This window comes from Pseudahrensia aquimaris, from assembly GCF_042676045.1.
Classification (GTDB): Bacteria; Pseudomonadota; Alphaproteobacteria; order Rhizobiales; family Rhizobiaceae; genus Pseudahrensia; species Pseudahrensia aquimaris.
In genome coordinates this window covers 15,994-40,833 of record NZ_JBHTJV010000002.1, presented here as the reverse complement: position 1 = coordinate 40,833, position 24,840 = coordinate 15,994, and the positions used below count along the sequence as shown (strand labels likewise).

The following is a 24,840-nucleotide window of genomic DNA, read 5'->3' as shown; positions in this document are numbered from 1 at the left end:
CCATAACAATCGGCATCGCTTCTCCATCAGCTTGCGAATTTCCCTCATGCCGCTAGAGTTTGAAGACTGAAAACAGGCCTTCTTGCCATTCGGTTGGTTTGGGCTGGATTGCTTCTGAGGTGAATTATTGCGCTCGAAATCTGATAAGGATCTGGTCTCAGACTCCGAGCGATTGAAAGACTTCGCAGATGCGGCATCCGATTGGTTTTTCGAATTGGACGCCGATCTGCGCTTCACCTATTTATCGCCAAACTTCGAAAAAATCGTCGGCACTTCCATCAGCGAAGTGTTGGGAACTACGCCTTGGGAAGCTCATGGAAGCCGTGTAATTCCTGAAGAGGAACAACAGTGGCAGTCTCAGCTGCGTGCGCTGAAGGCGCATGAAGACTGGCGCGACCACGCCATGACCATCATACGGGACGATGGTGAACGTCGGGTCCTTTGCAACAGCGCAAAAGCCATCTTCGATGATGACGGCCAATTTGCGGGTTATCGAGGTGCCGCACGCGACATCACGCACACCGCAGCCGCAGGCGCACGCCTCAGTTCCATTATTGATGCAGTGCCAGACGCGATCATCACAATCGACGAAGACGGGCTGGTTCGATCCTTCAGCAAAGCTGCCGAAGCGCTCTTTGGCTATGATGAAGCCGAGGTGATTGATCGCAATGTCGAAATGCTAATGCCTTCCGAACACGCCAACCAGCACGATTCATACATGGATCGCTATAAGCGGACGGGCGAGAAGCGCATCATCGGTATTGGGCGACGGCTGGAAGCCCGGAAGAAAGACGGGACAGTCTTTCCGATCAATTTGGCAATTAGCGAAATGCGTGTTGAGGGGCGCCGGCTTTTTACCAGCGTCATTCAGGACATTTCGGAGTTGGTTGACGCCCAGACGCTCAGCGGCCGCGTTGGTGCGATTCTCGACCGATCCCTGCACGAAATCTACGTTTTTGGCTTTGAAGATTTGCGCTTCGTTCAGGTCAACCACGGTGCGCGCCAAAACATGGGCTATTCCAGCGGCGAATTTCGCCAAATGACACCAGTGGATGTGAAGCCAGAATATGACGAGAGCTCTTTCCGGAAATTGATTGCGCCCCTGCGCGAAAGAACGACTGAGCTACTGGTGTTCAAGACAAAGCAATTGCGCAAGGACGGCAGCACCTATCCTGTCGAGGTTCATCTTCAGCTGATGCGGGACGAGGATCCTCCGCTTTACCTTGCGGTTGTCCAAGATATCACCGAACGCGAGAAACGCGAGCAGCGGTCACGCCAAGCGCACAAGATGGTTGCGATCGGCCAACTGACCGGCGGCATCGCGCATGACTTCAACAACCTCTTGACCGTCATCATCGCCAATAATGAACTTCTAGCGGATATGCTTGAAGACGACCCTGACAAACGTGAGCTGGTAGAAGATGCCACAATCGCAGCCCAACACGGCGCTACTCTAACGAAACAATTGCTAGCCTTCGCACGGCAGCAACCTTTGGCCCCTCAGATAGTGGATTTGAACACGCTGATTGGCGACATGATGGACATGTTGCAGCGCACTTTGGGGGAAGACATTCTTGTCAGCACCATGTTTGAGAAACCGATCAACCCAGTCCTGATCGACGTGACCCAGACCAATAGCGCGCTGCTGAACCTAGCCATCAATGCGCGCGACGCCATGCCTAACGGCGGCGAATTGATCTTCGAAACCTCGAATGTGCACTTGGATCAAGATGCCGCAATGGAGCGTGGCGACGCTAACGCGGGGGACTATGTACGCGTATCGGTTCGCGACACGGGAACCGGCATGACGTCGGAGGTTCGAGACCGTGTCCTTGAGCCGTTCTTTACGACGAAGCCCGTTGGTCTTGGCACAGGATTGGGCCTCAGCATGGTGCATGGTTTTGCACTGCAGTCGGGCGGTTTCATCGAGATCTACAGTGAGGAAGGCTACGGCACAGCCATCAGCTTCTATCTGCCCGTCGACAAATCGTCGGGCGGCCAGACGTCAGAAACCACTGTCAAATATGCACCGACGGCACAAACAACAAAGACCATTCTTCTGGTTGAAGATGACGAGCGCGTTCGGCGCGTTACGCTCAAGCGCCTTATTGCTCTCGGCTACATTGCGGTTGAGGCCACGTCTGGCCAACAGGCGCTCGATATTTTGCGGGTCCGCGATGATATCGATCTGGTGTTTACGGATATGATTATGCCGGGCGGGATGACGGGCGGTGATCTACTGGAGATTGTTGCCAGCGATTATCCCGCGATCAAGAAGCTAATCGCATCAGGATATGCAGAAGATGGCATCATTCCAAACCATGGAACGAAGTGGCTTCATAAACCCTATTCGATCCAGGAATTGGCAGAGACGCTTTCAGACATCTTTGAGTGACGCCTTCGGTCCAATCGACGGTTCCTGATCGGGTCGGAAGCGTTCCCGATACTCTTGACCGTCTCCATATTCTGGAAACTCTTGATAGCAATCATCCCTGCCCTTCACAGGCTCATCATGCTTGATGGGGCACCAACGCTTTTCTGTTAGCGATGCAACTTCGCCCGCATAGGCGATCACGCCATTGGCATAAGCGCAGTAGAGGCAGTTCAGCTTTTCAAGCGCATTGAGGTAGGCGAGCTTATGCCGGTCAAACACAAGGAAATCCGCCCGACGGATTTTAGCGATTCCAAAGGCCGGAAAGCACACGGCGTGATAGAGTGAGACGAATAGGTCAAGCAACACGATTGGAATGATGAGCGAATAGATAAAGGGCAGCGTCTTGACGATCTGCCAACGCACCGGTCCGATATATTCCCTGATGCCGACCTTGAGATCCGCATCCCTGTTTCCAGATCCGCTCATATCGCAGCACTCTGATCGGACGACCGCTTCCATGGTGCAAAGGCGAGATAATACAGGAAGAGCAAATTCACGAATGGAATGAGGATTAGAAGGCTCAGCAAGGGATGAAGACCAGCCCTGCTCACTATTCTCCAGATCGGGACAATGATGATGACACTCAACAGCAGCATCCATAGCAGGCCGTAGCTGAGGCCAAACCCGTGGCCGTAACCAAATCCGAATGTGTCAAAATGGTTCATGTGCATCCTCCTTGTTGGTCCAACTTGATTTACAGTGTGGAGCAATGGGGAATTCAGAAATTGATTTCGCTCAACCGGGTTGAAAATGCTTAGCCTGTCCGACTACCCGGCCCAGAGGCCCGCTATCAGCAGTGCGGCGCAAGCGACAATGCCCCCATAGGGCACCCAAACGGGCACGATGAAGGTTCCCTCCGGCGCGGGTTCACCTCCCTTCTTGATGCGGATCAGTGCTGCACAAACCAACATGAAAATCGCCAGCGTGATCGCCGAAGTCCATTCGGCCAAGCGATCTATCGGGAAAGCCAGGGCAAGGCTTAGAACAATGGCAACCGAGACACCCGTTGATATCAACGGCGTGCGCGTCATGGGACTGATCTTGGCCAGAACGGATGGCAGAGAGCCGCGATTGGCCAAGCCGTAGATGACGCGGGCGGACATAATCAACTGAACAATGATGCCGTTCACCGTGGCGACGATGGCAATTAACGTGATGATGAGCGGCGAGAAGGGCGTGGTCTTGGAAAACACGATTGTGAGGGGGGCACGGTTGCCTGCAATTTCTTCTACCGGAACGGCTGCCAAGGAAGCCAAGATAACGGCGATGTAGATAGCGATGCTGGCAAAGAGCGTGATGAAAATCCCCCGCGACAGGGTTTTTTGCGGGTTCACGGTTTCTTCGGCGATGGAATCGATGTCCTCAAAACCGATGAAGGCGAAGAATGCCAGCAGACTGGAGGCGGCAATCCCGCTCCAAAGCGTTGGCGATAGAGATGTGGGAACAGCTTTCACCGCTTGCTCCACCAAATCATTGCCGCTCCACATTGATCCTACGACAATTGCGAGAAGCCCACCCACCTCTATCAGGGTGAGCAGCCCGGCCATGGCGATGGAGTTGCGGATCTCGACTCCCGAAACCAAGCCGGTTGCAAGAATAACCAAAATCAAAAGAGCCCAAAGCGGCCATCCAACCAATTGGGAAATATAGCCAACGGCACCGTGTGCGATGGCGGCGGAGGAGATAAGCCCAACCGCTGCTACAGCAAGGCCCACCAACAGGAACAGCTTGGAAGAATTAAAGCCTGTGCCCACAAAGTGAGCTTCAGCGGCAGCATAAGGCATTCGGCCTGTGAGCTCAGCAAAAGCAGCCGCAGGCAAAAGCATGACCAGCCCAGCGATGATGAACGACACCGGTGCATGTTGGCCGGAACGGGAGATAACCTCACCGACCAGGACATAGATGCCCGCGCCGACCGTGACCCCTAAGCCGTATAAAATAACGTAAGGCAACGAGAGCGTTCGCTGCAGACCCACCGAATTTATAGCTTTGTCTGTGCGAAAAGCGGACATGCCTTAATCCCCGCTCTAAATCGTCTTTTTGTTAGCAGCTTTCCAAGCTGCGAAACCTCCAGCAAGTGAGGAGACTTCCGCATAGCCCATGTCAGAAAGAGTCTTGGCAGCCAATGCGGATCGACCGCCAGTGCCGCAATACAGAATGACACGCGCTTCGGGATAGAGCGCTGATAAATAAGCAGGAGATTCCGGATCGGCATGAAACTCCAGCATTCCTCGTGGCGCATGAATGGAACCCGGGATAGCGCCCTCAGTTTCGCGCTCAAAAGAATCTCGCACATCGACAACCACCGTGTCGGGCGAATCTTCAAGATAGTCGAAGTCGCTTACGGAAATCGTATTGATCTCGGCATTTGCCTGCGCCAGCAGCGCTTTGAATCCCATTTTCAGCATGGACCTTGTCTCCTTTTGGATTGTGCCGGCATGCTATCGAGAGACAAGCCGCACCAATTGACCTGAATCAAGCAGGGAGTTTCATGGAAACGTCACCAATCTCATCAGCACCCAGCAGCAATCTGTGAGCCTCGTGCGTCGACAGAAAGACGCGGCCCGGTTGAAGTTTGGCCTCAAAGTCCACCTTGTTAAGGCCGTCCATCACCGGCCCCTTCACTTCTGCCAAATGCAAAGTCACCCCTGCATCACGCAGCCGCTCAATTAGATTTTCAAGACTTTCCAGAGCGCTACCGTCGATGAAGTTCACGGCACTCATGATCAAAACGAGATCTGTGACATCGGGATGATCCGCGACGTCCGCCAACAGTCGCGCTTCCAAAAATGCTGCATTGGCAAAATACAGACTCTCGTCCACGCGAACGGCCAAAAGCGATGGATAAGTTTGCACCTCGTGGCGCAATTCGTTTCTGAAATGCTCTGTCTTTCCAACACGTCCGACCACCGCAACGTGGGGTCGGCTCGTGCGCCAGAGGTACAGCGCGATGGACAAAATAGCACCCGCCACAATGCCAGCCTCGACCCCCAACAGAAGCACTGCACCGAAGGTCACCAGCAGCGACCCGGCATCAGCTTTGTTGTAAGTCCACGCGGTTCGTACAGCTTTCAAATCGATCAGGCTGCTGACCGCCACCATAATGATCGCCGCAAGTGTGGCTTTGGGCAGAAAAAAGAGCAGCGGCGTTAGAAAAACAACGCTGAGCGCTACCAGGCCTGCCGTAAAAATCGACGCAAGCGGCGTTACCGCTCCTGCAGTAAAGTTCACCAACGAACGGCTAAATCCACCCGTTACAGGATAACCCCCGGTAAAAGCAGCGCCGATATTTGCCGCGCCGAGCGCTACTAGCTCTTGGTTCGCATCAACCTTCTGGCGCTTCTTGCTTGCCAGTGTTTTGGCAACCGAAACACTCTCCAAAAAACCAACGACAGATATCAGGAAAGCCGCAGGAACAAGCTGGGAGATCACATCAACTTCAAACGAAGGGAGCGTCAGTGGCGGAAGCCCTGAAGGCACCTCGCCAACAATGCTCACACCGTATTGTCCGCCAAGATCGAACACCCAAACCAGCAAAATGGTGACCACAACACAAACCAATGGCCCGGCCTTGGCGATGGAATTCATAACCGGTTTGGGTAGAGGCGTTCGCGCCAACAAGGAAGGCAGGCCGCTTCGCCACACCAGCAAAATCGTTAAGGCAAGCATCGCTATCGCAAAAGTCGGCACGTTCAATTGCGCGATATTGGTGAACGCGTGTGCAAAGGTTTCCGTGATGAGATGGCTGCGGGGAATGTCAAAACCCAACAGATGTTTCAGCTGCGAAATGCCGATCACCAGCGCAGCCGCACTCGAAAAGCCGGAGATAACGGGGTGACTGAGAAAATTCACCAGAAAGCCCAAACGTGCCAAGCCCATGAGGAGCAACATCGCGCCGCTTAGGAATGCCAGGATGAGGGCGCCAGACACCATATCGACTGTTCCTACATCGGCAAGATCACCAAGCACGCTGGCGACCATCAGCGAGACGATCGCAACCGGACCAACGGCCAAGGTGCGGCTGCTTCCGAATACTCCATAGAGGATCAAAGGAACGATACTGGCGTAAAGACCCACTTGCGGTGGCAGGCCCGCGAGCAGCGCGTATGCCATGCCCTGAGGCACCAACATGATGGCGACAATCAAGCCCGCCAAACCATCATCTGCCAAGTCAGACCGCTTGTATTTCGGCAACCAGTCGAAAATCCCAATTTGCGACACGAACTTTAACGACTGACCAAGTTTCATCGCGCTGTCCTGCGATTACATTTCAATGAATGAAACAAGTCATAGGCAGAACTCGCCCATCTGAATTGACTAAGGTCAAAGGCAAAGCTGGCGGCAAATCTAGAGTCAGCGCGACAGAATTTTTCAGTGTGAGCGCCAAGCCAATGACGGAAGAAACCAAGCAAGAGAGCGAAATTGGGTCGTCGCCTCATCATGCAGAAGCCTTGGTGCTGAATTGCATGGATTACCGTTTGGTTGATGATGTGACCCGCTACATGGAAGCTCGCGGGATGCGCGACAGTTACGATCAAGTCATTTTGGCAGGCGCAGCGATTGGCGCGTTGACGTATAAGCGCAATGCGTGGGGGCAAACCTTCTGGGAACACGTCCGCCTAGCGCGCGAACTCCATGGCATTCGCAGGCTCATTGTCATTGACCATCGGGACTGCGGCGCGTGCAAAGGACTCATTGATATTCATTGCGCCGACGACCCGGAAGAGGAGCTCGCAGTTCATCGCCACTGGATGCAGAAATTGATCGATGAGGCCGCTGAGCGCGAGCCGGATCTGGTGGTTGAGGCCCTGTTCATGGAACTCGACGGATCAGTATCAGCGCTGTTTGGCAACAACGCTAGCGCGTAGTCGATCTCGCCCAGATTGATCAAAGTCAAAAACTCATCGTCGAGTCCGTCTATCCATCACAGTGACACAAGTCATCAAGCTTGAAATATGAGTGACAAGGAATTCGAAAATGACAAAGAGCATTTCAGCCTCCCCAACAGTCAAAGGGTTTTATGATCCTGCAACGCATACAGTCTCGTACGTGGTTTCAGATCCAGCCACCAAAGCAGCGATCATTATTGATCCGGTTCTGGACTACGATTCCAAGTCGGGCCGGACCAGCACGAAATCTGCGGACATTCTTTTGGACTACGTCCGGGAAAATAGTCTGACCGTTGAGCGCATCATTGAGACCCACGCCCATGCAGACCATCTCTCGTCGGCGCCTTATTTGAAGGAAAACCTTGGCGGTGAAATTTCTATCGGGACATACATCAAGACAGTTCAAAAAGTCTTTGGCGACATCTTCAATGCGGGCGCGGGATTTCTTCATGATGGCAGCCAGTTCGACCATCTCTTTGAAGATGGCGACACCTTTGAAGTTGGAAACCTCAAGGCTCGCGTAATGCATACACCGGGTCATACGCCAGCTTGTTGCACTTTCGTCGTCGGAGATGCCGCGTTTGTAGGAGACACTCTTTTTATGCCGGACTACGGCACAGCGCGGTGTGATTTTCCCGGTGGCGACGCAGGGACGCTCTACGATTCGATTCAGAAGATTTATGCCCTGCCCGACGAAACACGCTTGTTCATGTGCCATGATTACCAGCCCGGTGGACGGGAACCGGCTTGGGAAACGACTGTGGCCGAAGAAAAAGCGTCCAACATTCACGTTAAGGATAGCACAACACGTTCGGAGTTCATCGCCATGCGCGAAGCCCGCGATAAGACGCTCGATATGCCGGTGCTGATACTGCCATCCATTCAAGTGAACATGCGAGCAGGCAATTTTCCACCGGAAGAGGACAACCACAAAACGTATCTGAAAATCCCGGTCAACGCGCTTTAGGAGAACGGGCATGATAGCAACGCAGTTCACGCCAGTATCAGCGGTCATCGGCGGTTCAATGATCGGCTTAGCCGCCGTGATGACGATGGTGCTGCTCGGGCGCATCATGGGCATCAGTGGCATTCTCGGCGGGTTCTTCAGCCCAAGCATAGGCAGCGAAGCAAACTGGCGCGTGCCGTTCGTCGTTGGAATTGTGATAGCTCCAGTGATCTATTGGCTGTTCAGTGGGGACATCCCTCAAATACAGATACCAGCAGACATCTATACAATGGCTGGAACTGGTGTCCTTGTTGGCTTTGGCGCGGCGCTGGGCAGCGGCTGCACGAGTGGTCACGGCGTATGCGGCATGGCTCGGCTTTCCAAACGATCATTTGTCTCCGTGGTTACTTTCATGTCGACTGCCATCGTCACCGTTTTTGTAACACAGCACCTTATGTGAGGACGCCATGAATTCCATCAAAATTGGATTTGCAGCTTTTCTTTGCGGGGCGCTTTTCGGTGTTGGAGCGCTTGTGTCCGGCATGTCCAACCCGGCAAAGGTCATTTCATTCTTCAATATATTCGGAGATTGGGATCCAAGTCTCGCCCTCGTAATGGCCAGCGCGCTTGGGGTGACTTTTCTTGGCTACAAGGCTGTTTTAGGAAATCAGGAACCAGTCCTCGCTGACAAGCAGATGGTGCCAACGTCGACGCAATTGGACAGCCCCCTCATTGCGGGTGCTGTCATTTTTGGAGCTGGATGGGGTATCGGCGGCCTCTGCCCCGGACCTGCTCTAGCCGCATTTGGGATTGGTGGAACCGGTGTCACCACGTTTGTTTTCGCCATGCTTTTCGGTATCGGTTTTGCCAAGTTCATCGCACGCAACAGGGTCTATGCTTGAACAATAAGGCCGCTTGATCGAAATCAAGTTGAGCGCATTTCGCAGCGTCATCATTGCAGCAGTATCTGATCCAGTGCGAGCAATGCCATGGCTGTCGCCAAAAAGAAAAGACCATCGAAAACGATCACACCGTTAAAGCACACGCTGTTGCGCAAACACTGTGACGCAAAGAAACTTGCCTTCAAGACAACGGACGACTTAGCGCCGTTGAGCGGGATGATTGGCCAAGAGCGTGCTTTCGATGCACTCCACTTTGGCACCGAGATCGATCACTTCGGTTACAATCTGTTCGTGTTGGGGCCAAGCGGAACGGGCCGTCATTCAGCCGTCAAATCATATCTCGAAAAGAAGGTCGCGCAAGAAAGTGCGCCCGACGACTGGGTGTATGTTCATAACTTCGATTCAGCCCACCACCCGATCGCGATGAAATTGCCAGCGGGTAAGGCGATAGCATTTCGCGCCGCGATGGAAGAACTGATTGATGATCTCTGCCGAGCCATCCCTGATGTTTTCAATTCTGATGAATACCGAGATCGGCGCAGAGCGCTAAATTCTGAGTTTGAGGAAAAGCAGGAGAACGCATTCTCAGAGTTGAACGAGAAAGCGAAGGCGCAGAATGTGGCCATTCTTCACACACCCATGGGTTTTGGGCTGGCACCGACGAGCAATAGCGAGGTCATTAAACCCGACGTCTACAATCAACTTCCAAAAGAAGAGCGAGTCGCAATAGAGGAAAAAATCGCAGTCTTGCAAAGCGAGCTTACGGCGGTTCTAGAACAACTGCCATTGCTTCAAAAAGCGCACCGCGACGCATTGCGGCAACTCAATGCAGAGATGACTGCCGCCGTCGTCGACACTTCAATCCAAGCGATTGGCAAACAGTTTCAGGGCATTGAAGTGATCGAAAAGCGATTGGCCGTTGTTCGATATGACTTGATCGACAACACGGAGTTGTTTCTTTCCGATGACGCCCCGCCTGAAGGGGATATCTTTCCTAAGAACCTCATCACGCAAAAGCACAATCCCAAGTACAATCGCTACCGCGTAAATGTAGTCGTTGCGAACGATAGCGATGGGGATACCAAGGGTTCACCTCTCATTTTTGAGGATCATCCGACGCTTGCCAAATTGATTGGACGGGTTGAACACCTCTCTCAGTTTGGGGCGCTGGTCACTGACTTCACCATGATCAGGGCCGGTGCACTGCATCGTGCCAATGGCGGCTACTTGGTCCTTGATGTTCGAAAAATTTTGAGCGAGCCCTTTGCATGGGAAGCCCTGAAGCGAGCGCTGAGGGCAAAAGAGATCAAGATCGTCTCTGCCGTTGATGAGATGGGTTTCACCAGCACCGTGTCGCTGGAACCGGAACCGATACCATTGGATGTAAAAGTCATCCTGATCGGCGAGCGGATCGTCTACTATTTGCTTTGCGATCTAGATCCTGAATTCGGTGATCTTTTTAAGATCGAGGTTGATTTTGACGATCAGTTGCAGCGCACCGACGACAATGTTGAGCTTTATGCCCGCTTGATCGCCACCATCGCGCAAGCGCACAAGCTAAGGCCACTGAACGCAGATGCGGTGGCTACCGTTATTGAGCAAACTGCACGTCTAGCGGAGGATTCACAAAAGCTCTCGCTACGGGTTGGCCTCATCACAACACTTCTTCAGGAAGCAAATCACTGGGCAGGCATTGATGGAAGACAGACCATCGCAGCAAGCAACATTCAACACACCTTGGATGAACAGCTTCGCCGCTCAAGTCGCGTTCAAGAGTTAAGCCAGGAAGCAATTGAGCGCGGCACTCGCTTGATAACGACCGACGGTTCGGAAATTGGGCAGATCAATGCCTTATCGGTTCTCACAATTGGGAAGTTCGCGTTCGGTCAACCATCGCGCATTACGGCAAGAGTGCGAAGCGGTGCCGGGAAAGTCATTGATATTGAACGTGAGGCCAAGCTTGGCGGACCGCTACATTCCAAAGGTGTTTTAATTCTATCCGGCTATCTGGCAGCACAATTTGCCAAGGATGTTCCGCTATCACTTTGGGCATCGCTGGTGTTTGAGCAATCCTATGGTGGTGTGGATGGCGATAGCGCATCATGCGCGGAACTTTGTGCTTTGCTTTCTGCGCTATCTGAAACGCCCATCAAGCAAAGTTTTGCGGTGACTGGATCCGTGAACCAATTGGGAGTCGTTCAAGCCATTGGTGGCGTCAATGAAAAGATCGAAGGTTTTTTCGATATTTGTGCGGCTCGTGGCCTGACCGGTGAACAAGGCGTTCTGATCCCCGCTGCGAATGTAAAGCATCTCATGCTCAAACAGGAAGTTGTTGATGCCGCTAAAGCAGGCAGCTTCGGCATTTATCCGATGGAGTCTGTTTCCGATGCTATTGCTCTGCTGACTGGCGAAGATGTGGGAGAACGAGACAAGGATGGAGCCTTTCCAACAAACACTATCAATTTTCGCATAGAGGCTAAACTCAGGCACTTCAGCGACCTGCAAAGGAAGCAGCAACGGGGCGAGGAAGAACAAGCCTCATGAAGCGCGCCTCACCCACGAAAATCAGAAACCGAATTGTGGTCAGCCTGTTTGCCACCGCGCGCAACAAGGCCACAATTTTTTCAAGCGCCGAAATCGCAACAATTATGGATTTCGACTTCAGTGCCATCTTCATCGAGGAGGAGCAGGTTTTTGATCTGGCCGAATATCCGTTCGCAGTGGTCCAACGAATGGGCGGTTCGCCCCCTACGTCGATCACACCGCAAGACATGCAAGTTGCGTTCCGGCGAGAATCCAATGCCTGCCAACAGTCTTTGAGCGAACTGGCACTGGCTGCGAAGGAACCTCTGCCGTTTAGCGTGCGACGCGGAAGCGTCTTAGGAATTCTCACAGCAGAACCACAAGTCAGCTGCATTGCACTTCCGCGACCATCAGCACCTGGCGCATACCGCGCTTTATTGGATCAAGTGAGGAGCGTTCAAACCTTAACGCAATCAGTTCTGATCGGGCCAACAGAGCATCGTAAAGGACTTGCGGGCCCCGTCATTGTGGTTTTGGAAGAAGGTATCAATCATGAAATTCTTGTCGCTCATGCTGCGAAGGTTGCGCAGAACATCAACGTTCCGATTCTCGCAATCACCATTGGCAACTCGAACAATATGCCGACTCTGCAAAGTCTCAGATCATATTTTGGAGACGACCTAGTTTTCGACATCACAAATATTCGCCAGTCTGACCGGGAATTGCTGAAGCGTTCAGTCGCGGCAGCGGACGCTTCACTGGTGATTGCCTCATCAAGCGGCCAATTTGGGAAGAATAGCGAGAAGGCACTTCAGTTGCTTCTGGCAACAAAGTCCGCCCTTCTAATGATCGGGGACGAAAGCATCAAATCGGAAGAAGACGGCAGACCAGATCCAGTGTAGTCGCGCTAATCATTTCCGCTTATCGAGCAAAGCGACCGGACGTGCCGTTCGATGGGTTTCGCTTGTTTCATATTTCACCAACCATTCACGACCTTTCAGCATCAGGTTCCAATAGACCCAAGGCAGCATTTTCTCTTTCAGCAACCAGGCGATACGAGAAGGCTTCGTGCCGTCAATGAAGGGGAGCGTTGGCATGATCTTGCCACCATATCCAAATTCGGCCAGCACGATTTTGCCCTTCTCAACCGTGAGCGGACATGAACCGTAGCCGGAATACAGAGCGCGTTCAGGGGAGTGATGGATGGCGTTGAGGATGTTGGTTGCAACGATTGGCGCTTGGGTTCGCACCGCTGCTGCCGTCTTGGCATTTGGCGCTGAACAAACATCTCCCAGCGCATAGACATTGTCATATCGCACGTGCTGGAGCGTGTCGGGATCGACTTCAACCCAGCCGGCTTCGTTAGACAAAGGACTCGAACGTACAAAGTCTGGCGCCGTTTGCGGCGGACAAACATGGATCATGTCGAAATGCCGATCTTCGGTTATGCTCGTTCCATCATCGAAAACCATCTCAAATGTTGCAGTCTTACCAGGACCGTCAATCGCCACAAGATTTTGGCCGAGGCCCAGTTCAATCCCGTATTTGTCGATGTAAGCGTCCAGCGCAGGAACGTATTCAGGGATGCCAAACAGAACGTTTCCGGCGGTATTGAACTCGACGTTGATGTGATTGAGACAACCACTTCGACGCCAATAATCACAAGACAGATACATCGCCTTCTGAGGCGCACCAGCGCATTTGATTGGCATGGGCGGCTGCGTGAAAAGCGCAACGCCCTTCTTCAACCTTTGAACCAACTCCCACGTGTAGGTCGCAAGACCTGGTTCGTAATTTGACGTGACGCCGTTCCTGCCCAGCGTCTCGCTCAGGCCCGGAATTGCCTTCCAGTCCAGCTTGAGCCCAGCCGCCACGATCAGTGTCTTGTAGAGAACTTTTTCGCCATCTTCTAAGATCACAGCATTGTTCTGAGGTTCAAAACCAGCGGCCGATGCCCGGATCCACCGCACGCCGGCTGGAATAAGCCTGATCTCATCACGGATGGTGAGATTGTTGTCAAAAACGCCGCCGCCAACCATAGTCCAGCCGGGTTGATAATAGTGCTCTGAACGCGGCTCAATGAGCGTGATGGCCAGCGATGGCTCCCTGGCCAAAAGGCTCGATGCCACAGCAATTCCACCAGCCCCGCCCCCAACGATCACCACATCGCGCGTGGTCGGATGGCCTAGATCAAGCGGTGCATCAGTGTGCTCGCTTCGCCCCTTCGCAGCGCTATGGGTCAAGTTGCTTTCCACCAGTGTCGGTCGCAAGTTTGACAAATTGTATCCGGCCTCGCGCGCAAGGGAAATGATCGCATCCGCATCGCTTTGCGGCGCCTCGGCCAATGCCCACAGTGTTGTTGAGCGAGTTCCCGTGGCGCAAAATGCAAGGATGGGTTGGGGAAGCTCCTTCAAGGCAGATCGAAAGGCCTCAATCTTCTCTGTCGTCATCTTGCCTGCGACCACCGGAATATGACGATAGGCGACGCCGAGCTCCGTCGCCCGTTTCTCAATTTCCAGTGAAGTCGGCTGCCCCTCTTTTTCGCCATCGGGTCGATTGTTGATGATAGCGACGATGCCCTCTTCATGGGCCTCATCCACATCATCGAGACCCAATTGAGGAGAGACAAAAAGAAACGGCGTGAGACCAATGCCTGGCATATCAAAACTCCTGATCAACTGAATTGCACACGGCTGGAATGATAAGTTTTGGCGGGATAAAACAGATCGCCATACACGCCGCCTCGCTTGTAACTGCAAAAGCGGATCATCTAGCTTTTATCGCGAAACCAACACCGAACACTTCGCATGGCGCACCACGCGAGAGGCCGTGGAGCCAAGAAAATAGTCCTTCAGCCCCGGACGATGCGACCCGATTATGATCAGATCTGTGTTTTGTTTCTCAGCAAATTCCAAGATAGACGAAGCCGGATGACCTATGAGAACCTTCGCTTGAACGTTAGAGCCAGCGTCGCTGGCAAACTGTTCTACCTGCTTCAAAGCACGTGCACGGTTTGCCGTCAGCAGGTCTTCCGGCAATTGCGATGCGACGTAAGACGGAACGGGCTCCATGACATGCAAAATCGTAATGGTGACTTTGTCATCACCAAAACCCTCGACATGTGCGAGCGCTCCTTGCGCCCATTCCGGATGAGATAGATCAATTGGAACAACAATATTGCGGAACATGACGGGCTCCCGTTGTGAATTTATCCCACAATAGGCGGCTCAATTCGCGAGGCAGTTGAGCGAGATCAATTTTCACTCGATGGAGGTGAATGGTTTTTCATGGCTGCATAGGCGATGGCATAAGCCTTCCAGAATCAGAACCGATTTAGCCGCTATTGATCGCGGAAATAGCGACCCAGCAGCCAAATCTGCCTCAAGCCTGACGTCCGCTTTCACTCCAAAATCCGCAGCACCTGAACAACCGCTTTCGGCCCACCACAAACTGATCTTCGGCACAATAAGCTGGATTGGTTACTTGCACAGTGAAGCGGACTAGAACGGCGGGTCGTCGCGCACTTGGTTGAGCGTTGCGCCTTTGGTTCGGGCAACCGTGATTTCGCCAATTTCAGCGGAGCATAGATTGAGCGAAAAGCAGGCTGCGCCTGCCGGCGGTGCTGTGCCCTCGCCGGGACCGCACAGCAGATCACGGTTGTCTTCGGTTTTGCCAAGCCGCCACATGCGCACGGTTGCATCATCGGGAACCGACCATTCGCCGCCGCTCTTGCGGGCCTGACGGCAGGACATAATATCCCCGTCAATGCTGCATTGCTGTAGCCGCTGCATGGACGCTATCCGCCCGGACTTTCGTTTCACAGTAATGAAGGTCATGCCCATGCCGTTATCAGCAAAGACGACAGGCGATGTGCAATTTGCCTGCAACATGGCCGTGGCCACTTCTTCCGACATGTTCGGGTCGATGGCGGTATCAGGCACCAGCGAATAAATTCCCGTCAGCGGAAAGACCGCGTCGGCTGGCGTGGTGATTGGCTCCTCAGCCAAACTTCCGGACGCGGAAAGCGCAATAAACCCGACTGATATTACTGTTTTGCGCATTTCAATTCCTCCACGATTTCGCAGTTTGTGCATGGGACTCCATAGTCGGCGCTTTTGCTGGGCAGCGTTCCGCCAGGTTCCTGAAGATACATCATCAATGCATCTTGGTTGCTTCTAAACTGATGGCTATTGCCCGCAACTGCGCCACGGCTCATGCAATTCGGCCCACCGACCTTGTTGCCGGATGCGAAAACATTGCACGCGCTTTGCAACATCGTTTTGGCATTTATGTTGTCCTCGTCCAGGCAACCCTCTTGGACAGAGCAAGCCGCCAAAGGCGTTCCATCCGCAAATGTCGGTTTAGGAACCACAATCGCTTCCACACCCTTACACATAGCTGCCGAATGCGGCTGCTGCGCGGGTTTCGCGCCCAGCGCTGATGACAGAACGCTGACTTGGCGAATGATGGAAAACACTTTCGGATCAGCCGAGCCATCAATCATCGCCATATGGGGTTGGCCGTCCAGTTGGATGAGGCCGTAGCCCTTTGCGCCCGCTGCGATGACGCCGCTGACCTGAACCGACTGTCCGGCAGACTTGACCAAGGCGGCGCAAACCGCGCTGTCCGTGTCGGCGGCGCATCCGGCATAGTTTTCAACGTTCAGCGTGCCGGAATCGTCTGCCCCTTTGAGCGTGATCGTGCCGCCGCCGACGGTCTTGGCAAGCTGATCCAGAAGCGTTCCCGCATCATCCTCCGACCATGGTACGGTGCCTGATGCCGCAAGACCCAGCGAATCCATCAGCGCTGTGGCACTGGCGCAGTCGTTGACCTTGCCGTCATCGGTTGGGTTCGCGCCGACGGCTTTGAGAATATGGCGCAGCGTGGTGTACCGCGCCCCTTGCGGCACAAAGGCTTCGACGCGCGCGCAGGCTTGCGCCACATCGTTCCGAGAAGGCGCAGGCGCGGGCGGCGTTGGCTTATCGGAAAGATCGGTCATCGGCCCTTCGCGGAAGGAGAAAACCTGGCCTTTATCGATATCCGTACTGTCTTTGTTACCCAACCTCAGCAACAAGCGACCGCCGCGCGGAAACATTGAAAGCGCCGCATCGTAGGGTCCAAACACATCGGGCCAAGTCATCTGTCCTGTCCACGCCTCACTATCGGCCTTAACGGTGAACTCGGTGCGCAGGCTTTCGTCATCCTTGTCCATTTTTTCTTCAAGACGGCCAAATGTATCGTTGGCTGGTCGGTAATCTCCGTCCAGTTTGAAGCCCTGCATGACCACCTTGAACGTCTCATCGTCAATTTTTGTGATGTCCATTTCATAGACAACCGAGGTGGATGCGCTTTTAGAAACCCAGGGCCCCGCAATCGATGCGAGATAGGGCGCGGTCGATGGCTCGAAATCGAGTTCATCCCAGTTGTCGATTGGACGGATAGCGACGGACGCGCCGCTGCCGTTGGCATCGAGCTTGACGGTAGCCGCGCCCTCGCCTTCCAGCGTCAGTTCAAGTGTATGATTGAGACTTTGGCTCTCGCCTTCAGCATTTTGAAACGTGATGGCTCCACGGAAAGAGCCACTGCCATCGCCTGCTCCGATAAGTTCACCCTTGCCATAAGCCGGACCGCCCTTGTCGAGCGTTTCGCACATGGCTTGCAAAAGACCCGCGCCGGGCCCGCAATTGGATTTGTAAAATGCCCGCACTTCCACGCCGACACGGGTGCGGTCGATGGGTGTGAATTTATATTGTAGCTTAGGAAAGGCGGACGATTGGTCCTGCCAGAAGCCAGCCAATTGGCCCACGAAAATGTTGTTCGGATTGACACCTACCTTAAAGTCGCGGGCGAAGGTGTCGAAACCCTCGGGGCCGGGCCAGCCGGGTGCAACCTTCAAGACCGGGCTGTCTTTCTGGATGCCCACACGCCTTATGGTCGGGTCGGATACAAGGCGGCGCAAGGCGCTGGTAAACGGCAGGCCGCTTGGTGTCAGTGCTGCAAAGCCTTTAAACATAACCTCGCCGTTTTCGCTCGCCTTAGCGGCCTCACAGATTTGCTGCCAGACCTCACCCGGACCCGGGCATTCGGCATCGGGCAGCATGCGGGCACCAAAATCGTATTCCATCTGTCCCCGCGATGAAATGTCGGAACGAGGCTTGCGCTGGAAGAAAAAGGAAGCTTTGTCAGTCTCAAGATTGTAGCGCTGCTCGTCGATGAAAAAATCCGCCGACCCTATGGGCTGACTATCATAAGGGATGCCGATAGAAACCGTTCCCGGATTGGTCAGAACACGCGGATCACCGCCCAAATTGCTGTTTTCCATCAGGTTGATGGTCAGACGAGCCTGCTGGTTCTGGCTGAGGTGGATGCGGGCAATTTCCGTTCCGTCCCGCGCTTTCAAAATGCCGGAATAGAGCGGCGGGTTGTTGCCGGTGCGGATAACAAAAGCGTCCGCATCCAGATAGCCGCCGTTTTCCAAGGCGAACTTACACACATGCTCCCAAGCCTCTCCCCTCGCTTTGGTAAGGGGGCGCAGGCAGTCAACAGGTGCGTTGACACCATATCTGAAAAACAGTCTCGGCTGCTGACCGCGGGGATCAAACATGATGTTGAGATCATATCGTCCGGGCAAAAAACTGTTGTAGTACAGAACACCCGGCGCGGTGATTTGAGCTTGCGCCGTTGACGCGCTTAACAAAGCCAAAAGCGCCAGCGCCAATGCACATAATGTGCGGCAAAGCGAAAGCAATGGCTGGGCGAAAGTTCGTGCAAGCTGGGCATGGGGCATGGTCGTCTCCGGTTAACGGATGAGGAATTTGCCCAACGGTATTCGCTCCGCAAAAGCGGCGCGTCACTCAAATGGGTGACGCGCCATAATGCTAACCTGAAGCACATTTGTGGCAATCGGCTGCCGCCTTTGGCAGCGCCCCTTGCAGGAGAGCCCCATGCGCGCCCCGAAACTTCAAGCCGCCGCCAGTATTCTCGCCGTCACCGCAATCGCACTCGCCAGCGGGTCCACGATGGCACAGTTGAAAGTGCCCACCAAGCCTCTGGCCGTTCCCGCAAATCAACCGTCCAGCAACTCCAGCAGCCCTCTCTCCGTAGACCCGAACTTTCGCCCGGAAGTGAAAACGCCCCAGATAAACGGCAACCGTCTGGTCAATCAATTAGGCAATGCAAACAATGCAGGCGCAAACGCTGTCGTGCCCGTGGACGGAGAGGGGCTGGTCGGAGAGTGGACGGCGACCGAAATCACGCGTTTCGTCAATTCAAACGCACGAACCAGTGCTGCAAACGGCGGCTCCATCATCAAGATTGAAGCGGACGGCAATGGTTTCGCGTCATCAACGCTTGGCACAAAGATTACGCCTCTAAGCGGCGGCTATGATGCGCTGATGGCACGTTTCGATGGCAAGATTGTTTTGACGCAAAGCGACATTCCACTGCCCACCGCGCTAAACGGCAACCCAAACGTTTTCTCCGCTGCGTTTGCCGACGGCTCCACGCAGGAAATGTTGTTGAGCGGCAATCAGCTGTTTGTTCTAGAAGGCGCGCTAGTGGTATCCGGCACGGTGGCATGGAGCATGCGTACCTACCTGCACACGGGCAAGGCCGCTGAAATGGCGAACGTCACTCCTGTCAATCCCGTCACTCCTGTTAATCCCGTCACGCCTGTAAATCCTGCGAACCCCGTCAATCCTGCCAACCCCATCAATCCCGTGCCCAACAAGCCGGTCAATCCGCTGGTCAATCCGTCCCAAAAACCCGTTCTTCCCAACGTGCCGGTGCCAGCACCGCTGAAAGCCAGCGCCTGTCAGGAACTGGAGATCGTCACCGGCCTGCTGAACATGAAGGGCGGCACCGAGATGGTGCAATTGGTGCGCGGCTTCTACGTGGAATACGGTATCGCGTTCAATTCGCAGCCGACCGAGCAGCAATGCGCGGCAACGCTGGAGGCGATGCGGCGGGCGGGGCTGGACCCCGCCGCAGCCGATGGCGGGCTGGCGGCAGCGCAAGCCTATTTGACCATCAGCCCCCAGCCCTTCGTGCCAAATCCGCCGCATGTGCCCATTGCTCCAGCGCCCGCCGCAGGCACGGGTTGCGGCACCTATTTCGAGTTTCTTGCCAATCTTTCCGCAAGCGGTGCTGACGCTGCACTTTCGCTCGTTATAAACCTCAGCGGCGGTGTGGGCGGCGTAATTGATGGCGCAGGCTTTGACGATGGATTGTGCCAGCGCACCGTCGATCTGCTGATCGAAGCTGGGCTGAACCCTCAAGCTCAAGATGGCGGCTTGGATCAGGCGGTTCAGTGGTTCGAGAGCAACCAGCAGCGTCTGGTTGCTCTTGCGGTTGATGTGGACGCTGACTTCGAACCCGCTCCTGCTGCTCCGCCAACGCCCGCGCCGCGCCCTGCGCCTACGGCTGCGCAGGAACCGAAGGGCATTTTCAATCCTGATCCCGACACGCCGGACTATGCCACAGGCTTTTCACCCGACTACGCAATCTATGCCCGACCGGGAGCACCCGGCGGCATGCGCGACCAGACGCGTGAAGTTTTGGCCGTAATCCACGTCACACCCAACAATGTGGGTGACGCCTACGCAGCTGTAGGAAAGCCAGAGGCCTGTGATGGCCTACGCCGCCTGTCAGCCACGGCGCATATGCGCGCATGGGCGGCGACCCGCGAAGCGATGCGGTGGATCGGAACGCCGGGCGAAATAATTTCATCGCGCGAATGCGCCAGCGTCGAATTGGCAATAGCGGCATCTTTCGCAACAGCGGGTGATCCAAGCTACGCGGATGGCCCTGATGAAAGGATCCCAGCGCAGATGAGCAATGCCTACGACAACTTTGAGAACACTGCCGAGAACCGCGCCTTCGCGCTGGAGCGCATGTCGCTGGCGCTGGACAAACCCGTTGCCAACCGCGATCCGTGGCGCATGGTGCTTGCCCCTGCCAACGCGGCATCCGCGCTGCTGCAGCAGGACGTAGAGGTCGGCTCCACCTACGTGATGGACATTACCACGGGCAAACTGATTGCCACCTACCGCATGTCGATGCCGGACGACTAAGCGTCAGAACACGATAGCAATCGCGACCGCTCTATTGCGCAGAGCGGATATAGTCTTGTGAAACCCAACCAATGGTGCCGTCAGACAATTGCATGACGGCACACCACCCATTGATACACTGGCGCAGACCCGCAACATTGCAGTCTTGTGCTTCCAACGTGCCAACACGGCCATAGTTTGCCCCCGGTCCACTGCGGACGTTGAGCGTGCCGCCTGCGCTGATATTGGCGACGCACAGACTGCCGGGACGCTTTTTATTTTGCGTCACGCGTTTTTGCCCTGGATCGCGGGATGCAACTCTCTCAAATTTCATGTTGGCGTTCGATCCTTCATAGGTGTTGTCAACGTTTCGGCAGCCAGTCTTTGCAAAAACCGGTGCGGCGCCGTTCAATTGGAATGCTTTTCCCAGCCGAAAAGCACCATGGACATAATAAGGCGCAGGCTGGCATCCGGCTTTGAAGAGCCGCGCCATGCCTTCGACATAGGGACCACCATCGTCGAGCGGCTCCACCTTTCCTTCAAACAGCAATGTTCCTTTACGCACGCCAATACGTCTGAGCCCGTCACGGGGGCGCAAATAGGTGATCCGCACGCGGTCTTCTGTCACCGTAACGTCGACAAGCGAACCGTTGTGTTCATATTCCACGGCGTGTGCCGCAGTGAGAGACAATGCGAGCGCCAAAATGGAGCTGATAGCGCGGGTCATCATGCTGCCTTTCAATCAATAGTTACTTGGTTGGAGGTAACGGCCTTTGACATAGCCTTTGCGGTTGGTTTGAACGTGGTGAACCTGGCACCAACGGCTGGCCAATTGCGCCTTTCTGCCTGCTAAGTCGGCGGCTTTGAAAAGATCTTTATCAAGGGCGGGCTCGCACTTTTTGATGAGGAGATTGACCGTGTTGGCTGGCAACGAACCTATGCGGCTGCTCGTCGCCGATGGCGATTCGCGCAGGGTGAGCCGCTTGCCCGCAGGCACTCCAGTAAGGGAGTAGGGCATGTATTTCAGCGGCTGGGGCACCTTGCTTGGGACAGGCCGGGGTTCCTGCGGCGGCGGGCGGCCTCCCTGATAATCGGCTTTGTAGCGCAGCGTCACGAGTTCAAAACGCTGACCCTGCCGCAACGAGCCGCGCATCGGCCCGCCCTGTTTTTCAGGTAAAGTGACCAGAAGCGGAGCGACACGCTTGGCCCCGCTGCCGCCTTCATCAAATGTAATCTGCAAATGCGCGCCGTCTTGTGTGACGTTCACATCGCGCAAACGCACAGCCAGTTTTCGGCCAGCGACAGCCGCTTCCATCAAGTCGCCATTGCCGAGAACCTTGCCATCCCGCACCACGATTCCGAGCGTTCCCAAAGTATCGCCATTCTCTCCAATAACCTCCCACTCGCCCGTGAGAAACGACTTGCGGTCAACGGATTGGGGTGGAGGCGCTGGTGTGAGGCGGGCGTCTCGACGGCTTTTGGTGCGCAAGAAAGACGGGTCGTTATAGACGCCCCGCGCTTGTTTCGGATTGGCTTTCAAGGCGTCCAAACGATTGCCCATGCACATGGTCTGCTCGCAAAGATGCGACCGCCCGGCAACGGGCGCTTCGGCCACAATGCCGCGCTTCACGTCGATGATCGTCGCCTGAAGGCGTCCGTTCTCGCGCCGCAGGGTTAGCTCATAGGTCTGGCGTCGGTTGCCGATTTTGAAGGCGATTGACGCTGCGTTTGGGGCAATCGTGACGCCGAGCGAATCGACACCCGCCCGCGCATCACTTGCGTCTTTCAGGATGCGGCAGAATGTGGTGTCGAAGCTTCGGGGGCAGTCTTCGTTGACCGCCTGCCAATCGAGCGAAAAAAAGGCTTCTCCCGTTTTCATGCCCTTGAGGTGGTCAATGTCGACGCTGAAATCGGCGCGCGGTTTGGCCCGTATATCGAGGCTGAAGCCACCATAGAAGCTGCCGAATTCCGGCTCTTGTGCGCTCGCATTTGCCGCCAGAAGAGCGAATGAAAACGCGAGTATGGAGCGGCGGATCATCGTGTTGCCGCCTCCAGACTATCGCGGGCGGCTTGGTCGAGGCCTTGGAATGAGGCGGCATCGCAACGCTGCAAGCGGGCGCACAGTTTGGAATTGTTTGCGCCTGAAAGGCAAAGCTGTGGCGCAGCTTGTTCCGGCAGCAGGGATACCGGCAGGGAATTGCCCTCTCCGGCGCACTGATAGGTGCCCGCATCGCTCGATGTGCAGGTCCGCTTTGCTGTTGCGGCAAATCCTTGCGCATTGCGGCGCAGATCAATCAGACGACCATCGGCGAGAAGCGCCAGCGGGGCGGATGAACACAGTTGAGCCAACGCCTGCCCATCAACCTGATTGCTGTCGCCAATGCGCGCCCAATATCCTTCCAGCGCGGCCATATCGACTTTGCTCGCGTCACTATCGGGTGTGGTGTTTTCGGCAGGTTTCGGCTGTGGAGCTTCGGCTTTCCGCTGATCGGCAAACGGCACGATGCAGCCGTTGTGCTTCACGCCGCCATAGCCTTTGCATGCGCGATAGGCGGGGTCGGCCAGCACAGCCAAATCGGCTTGCGACAGAGCCTGCCCTTCTGGCACACGCAGGCTCAATGTGCCCGGCGTTTCCGGCACGATGAGCAAAATCTCGCTGCGGCGCTTTCCGCCCCCTTCACGGCCCAGATTGACCACCCATTGCCCGGCAGCAAGGTAAAATGGATTGCCTTCGCCACCATAGCCGCCGCGCCAGTAATTGCGGCCTGAACGGGGTTTGTCGTAGAAATACGTTGTCTGGCGGTCAGTCGGCTGGCCATCCTGCAAGGCCACCAACTCCACCGAAGACAATTCCATATCGAAATCAATCTCGGTCAGCGTTCCCGCCTTGACCTCGATCTCGCGCTCGCGGGTTGTCGTGCGGTCCATGGTGCCGCGCAGCATGTATTTTCCGGGCGGCACGCCAATCTCGAAGCCACCGTTTTCGGTCATGACCGCCTTTTCGGCAATGGTCCCGTTTTCAATTTTGTAAAGGCCGAGCGCGAGATATCCTTTACTCTTCACGCCACCGGGCGGCGGTGATTTTGCATCATAGGGCATTCCGGCGCGGATAAACGGATTGACTTTCAGCCGTGCCGCCATCGCGATGTCGATGCTTTGCATGCCCTCGCCCGGTTCAACGGTGAAGACCACCGGCGCGGTGTATCCTGCGGCTCTACCCTCGCCAGAGCGGCGCACGGTGATAGCGTATTCGCCGGGAACAAAGCGCCCCTCAGCGCTGGATGGAGCGCCTTCGTAGCGCAGTTGAAAGTCTTGCGGCCATGGCTGGGCGTTGTTCGGATCAGGGGTGATTTCGAGGTGACGGATGGTCAGCATGTTACCCTGCTCGGTGTCCCGCAGCGTCAATTGCACGTTGCGCGGCACGGTTGCGGGATCGACCTCCACTTCCGGCTCAAAATCGCTGAGCGTTTCATTCAGCGCTTGTTTCAAAGCTCCCGCATCATCTGCGGAAATGAACTTACCGCCCGTGTTTTCTGCCAGACAGGCGACCTGCTGGCCTTCATCTTTCGACAGGCCAAAGCCAACCACATGGGTGGTGAAATTGATGCCGGTGCGTTCCAGCTCTGTTGCCAGCGCACACGGGTCGGCATCGCAAGTCTCGATTCCATCGGTCACGAGGACAACGGTCGCTTCGTTTTCGGTGTAGCGCAGACCCTCAGCCGCCATCCGGACAGCATCGGAGAGCGGGGTTTTGCCCTTGGGCTGGATGCCGTTGGCGCTGTTTATCATCTGCGGCACCGTGCGTGCCGCCGGTCCCGGCGTCACAACCGTTTCAATATCGGAACACTGCCCCTTCTTGCGGTGCCCATAGGCAATCATGCCGATGGTCATGTTGCCGGTGGTTTCGCTCAGCACGCTGGAGAGGACATCGCGCGCGATTTCGATTTTCGCCCGCCCTTCGATCTGTCCCCACATCGAGCCAGAGCCATCGAACACCACCATGACATTGCGGCCATCATCGGCTTGCTGCGCAAAGGAAACTGGAGCGAATGCCAAGCTGGCTGTCATGGCGGCGAAGGTGAAACGTTTGAGCATG

Annotated in this window: 21 protein-coding genes and 1 pseudogene; 9 read left to right on the top strand and 13 right to left on the bottom strand. The window is 55.1% G+C overall.

The genetic code is table 11. The features are described 5' to 3' along the window. Positions 1–127: 127 nt before the first annotated feature. Positions 128–2,395 carry a hybrid sensor histidine kinase/response regulator gene (locus ACFQ14_RS00190; RefSeq protein ID WP_377210678.1) on the top strand — a complete coding sequence of 756 codons (2,268 nt, stop codon included), beginning with the start codon at positions 128–130 and terminating at the stop codon, positions 2,393–2,395. Here the strand turns inward: ACFQ14_RS00190 and ACFQ14_RS00185 are convergent. From ACFQ14_RS00185 to ACFQ14_RS00165, 5 genes are all read right to left on the bottom strand, one after another. Continuing rightward, positions 2,378–2,860, bottom strand: a complete 483-nt coding sequence (locus ACFQ14_RS00185; RefSeq protein WP_377210677.1) for a hypothetical protein — start codon at positions 2,858–2,860, stop codon at positions 2,378–2,380. The two genes, ACFQ14_RS00190 and ACFQ14_RS00185, sit on opposite strands and share 18 nt — an antisense overlap. Beyond that, complete coding sequence (locus ACFQ14_RS00180) at positions 2,857–3,099, bottom strand: hypothetical protein (RefSeq protein ID WP_377210676.1); 243 nt, start codon at positions 3,097–3,099, stop codon at positions 2,857–2,859. The genes ACFQ14_RS00185 and ACFQ14_RS00180 overlap by 4 nt, the downstream gene beginning before the upstream one ends. A 102-nt stretch (positions 3,100–3,201) precedes the next feature. Further along, positions 3,202–4,446 (bottom strand): APC family permease, encoded by a 1,245-nt coding sequence (locus ACFQ14_RS00175; RefSeq protein WP_377210675.1) that lies wholly within the window; start codon positions 4,444–4,446, stop codon positions 3,202–3,204. A gap of 15 nt (positions 4,447–4,461) precedes the next feature. After that, complete coding sequence (locus ACFQ14_RS00170) at positions 4,462–4,842, bottom strand: rhodanese-like domain-containing protein (RefSeq protein WP_377210674.1); 381 nt, start codon at positions 4,840–4,842, stop codon at positions 4,462–4,464. Between the two features lie 67 nt (positions 4,843–4,909). Then, positions 4,910–6,682, bottom strand: coding sequence for a SulP family inorganic anion transporter (locus ACFQ14_RS00165; RefSeq protein ID WP_377210673.1), 1,773 nt, complete (start codon positions 6,680–6,682; stop codon positions 4,910–4,912). Positions 6,683–6,825: 143 nt separating this feature from the next. On the opposite strand from ACFQ14_RS00165, the gene ACFQ14_RS00160 reads away from it, so the two are divergent. The 4 genes from ACFQ14_RS00160 to ACFQ14_RS00145 all read left to right on the top strand — a co-directional run bounded on the left by ACFQ14_RS00160 (position 6,826) and on the right by ACFQ14_RS00145 (position 9,171). Beyond that, positions 6,826–7,302: a carbonic anhydrase gene (locus ACFQ14_RS00160; RefSeq protein ID WP_377210672.1), complete on the top strand. Its 477-nt coding sequence runs from the start codon at positions 6,826–6,828 to the stop codon at positions 7,300–7,302. Between the two features lie 109 nt (positions 7,303–7,411). Next, positions 7,412–8,290: an MBL fold metallo-hydrolase gene (locus ACFQ14_RS00155; RefSeq protein ID WP_377210671.1), complete on the top strand. Its 879-nt coding sequence runs from the start codon at positions 7,412–7,414 to the stop codon at positions 8,288–8,290. A gap of 10 nt (positions 8,291–8,300) precedes the next feature. After that, entirely contained in the window at positions 8,301–8,729 is a 429-nt protein-coding gene (locus ACFQ14_RS00150; protein ID WP_377210670.1) for a YeeE/YedE family protein, read from the top strand. A 7-nt stretch (positions 8,730–8,736) separates the two neighbouring features. Then, positions 8,737–9,171, top strand: a complete 435-nt coding sequence (locus ACFQ14_RS00145; protein ID WP_377210669.1) for a DUF6691 family protein — start codon at positions 8,737–8,739, stop codon at positions 9,169–9,171. Between the two features lie 198 nt (positions 9,172–9,369). Here ACFQ14_RS00145 and ACFQ14_RS00140 read toward each other — a convergent pair whose 3' ends face one another. Then, entirely contained in the window at positions 9,370–9,492 is a 123-nt protein-coding gene (locus tag ACFQ14_RS00140) for a hypothetical protein (RefSeq protein WP_377211339.1), read from the bottom strand. On the opposite strand from ACFQ14_RS00140, the pseudogene ACFQ14_RS00135 reads away from it, so the two are divergent. From ACFQ14_RS00135 to ACFQ14_RS00125, 3 genes and pseudogenes are all read left to right on the top strand, one after another. Next, positions 9,463–9,636: pseudogene (locus tag ACFQ14_RS00135) on the top strand (Lon-like protease helical domain-containing protein); the annotation flags it as partial. The gene ACFQ14_RS00140 and the pseudogene ACFQ14_RS00135 overlap by 30 nt on opposite strands. Before the next feature lie 174 nt (positions 9,637–9,810). Next, entirely contained in the window at positions 9,811–11,715 is a 1,905-nt protein-coding gene (locus ACFQ14_RS00130; protein ID WP_377211319.1) for a Lon protease family protein, read from the top strand. Between the two features lie 35 nt (positions 11,716–11,750). Beyond that, positions 11,751–12,596, top strand: a complete 846-nt coding sequence (locus ACFQ14_RS00125) for a hypothetical protein (RefSeq protein WP_377210668.1) — start codon at positions 11,751–11,753, stop codon at positions 12,594–12,596. A gap of 9 nt (positions 12,597–12,605) precedes the next feature. On the opposite strand, the gene ACFQ14_RS00120 is transcribed toward ACFQ14_RS00125, so the two are convergent. The 4 genes from ACFQ14_RS00120 to ACFQ14_RS00105 form a co-directional block, all read right to left on the bottom strand. Next, a complete protein-coding gene (locus tag ACFQ14_RS00120) occupies positions 12,606–14,354 on the bottom strand; it encodes a TIGR01244 family sulfur transferase (RefSeq protein WP_377210667.1) in 1,749 nt (582 codons plus the stop codon). 117 nt (positions 14,355–14,471) lie between these two features. Continuing rightward, a complete protein-coding gene (locus ACFQ14_RS00115; protein WP_377210666.1) occupies positions 14,472–14,882 on the bottom strand; it encodes a universal stress protein in 411 nt (136 codons plus the stop codon). Positions 14,883–15,194: 312 nt separating this feature from the next. Then, the gene (locus ACFQ14_RS00110) at positions 15,195–15,755 is read right to left on the bottom strand and encodes a hypothetical protein (protein WP_377210665.1); all 561 of its coding nucleotides are present in this window, start codon (positions 15,753–15,755) and stop codon (positions 15,195–15,197) included. Beyond that, positions 15,740–18,481 (bottom strand): hypothetical protein, encoded by a 2,742-nt coding sequence (locus ACFQ14_RS00105; RefSeq protein ID WP_377210664.1) that lies wholly within the window; start codon positions 18,479–18,481, stop codon positions 15,740–15,742. The genes ACFQ14_RS00110 and ACFQ14_RS00105 overlap by 16 nt, the downstream gene beginning before the upstream one ends. Before the next feature lie 157 nt (positions 18,482–18,638). Here ACFQ14_RS00105 and ACFQ14_RS00100 point away from each other — a divergent pair, with 157 nt between their 5' ends. Continuing rightward, positions 18,639–20,765 carry a hypothetical protein gene (locus tag ACFQ14_RS00100; protein WP_377210663.1) on the top strand — a complete coding sequence of 709 codons (2,127 nt, stop codon included), beginning with the start codon at positions 18,639–18,641 and terminating at the stop codon, positions 20,763–20,765. Between the two features lie 31 nt (positions 20,766–20,796). Here the strand turns inward: ACFQ14_RS00100 and ACFQ14_RS00095 are convergent, their stop codons facing one another. Genes ACFQ14_RS00095 through ACFQ14_RS00085 form a run of 3 tightly spaced genes read right to left on the bottom strand, consistent with a single transcriptional unit; the run spans position 20,797 to position 24,839 of the window. Beyond that, positions 20,797–21,474 carry an SH3 domain-containing protein gene (locus tag ACFQ14_RS00095; RefSeq protein WP_377210662.1) on the bottom strand — a complete coding sequence of 226 codons (678 nt, stop codon included), beginning with the start codon at positions 21,472–21,474 and terminating at the stop codon, positions 20,797–20,799. Between the two features lie 12 nt (positions 21,475–21,486). Then, the gene (locus ACFQ14_RS00090; RefSeq protein ID WP_377210661.1) at positions 21,487–22,782 is read right to left on the bottom strand and encodes a hypothetical protein; all 1,296 of its coding nucleotides are present in this window, start codon (positions 22,780–22,782) and stop codon (positions 21,487–21,489) included. Beyond that, a complete protein-coding gene (locus ACFQ14_RS00085) occupies positions 22,779–24,839 on the bottom strand; it encodes a vWA domain-containing protein (RefSeq protein ID WP_377210660.1) in 2,061 nt (686 codons plus the stop codon). The genes ACFQ14_RS00090 and ACFQ14_RS00085 overlap by 4 nt, the downstream gene beginning before the upstream one ends. Between the last annotated feature and the right edge of the window lies 1 nt (position 24,840).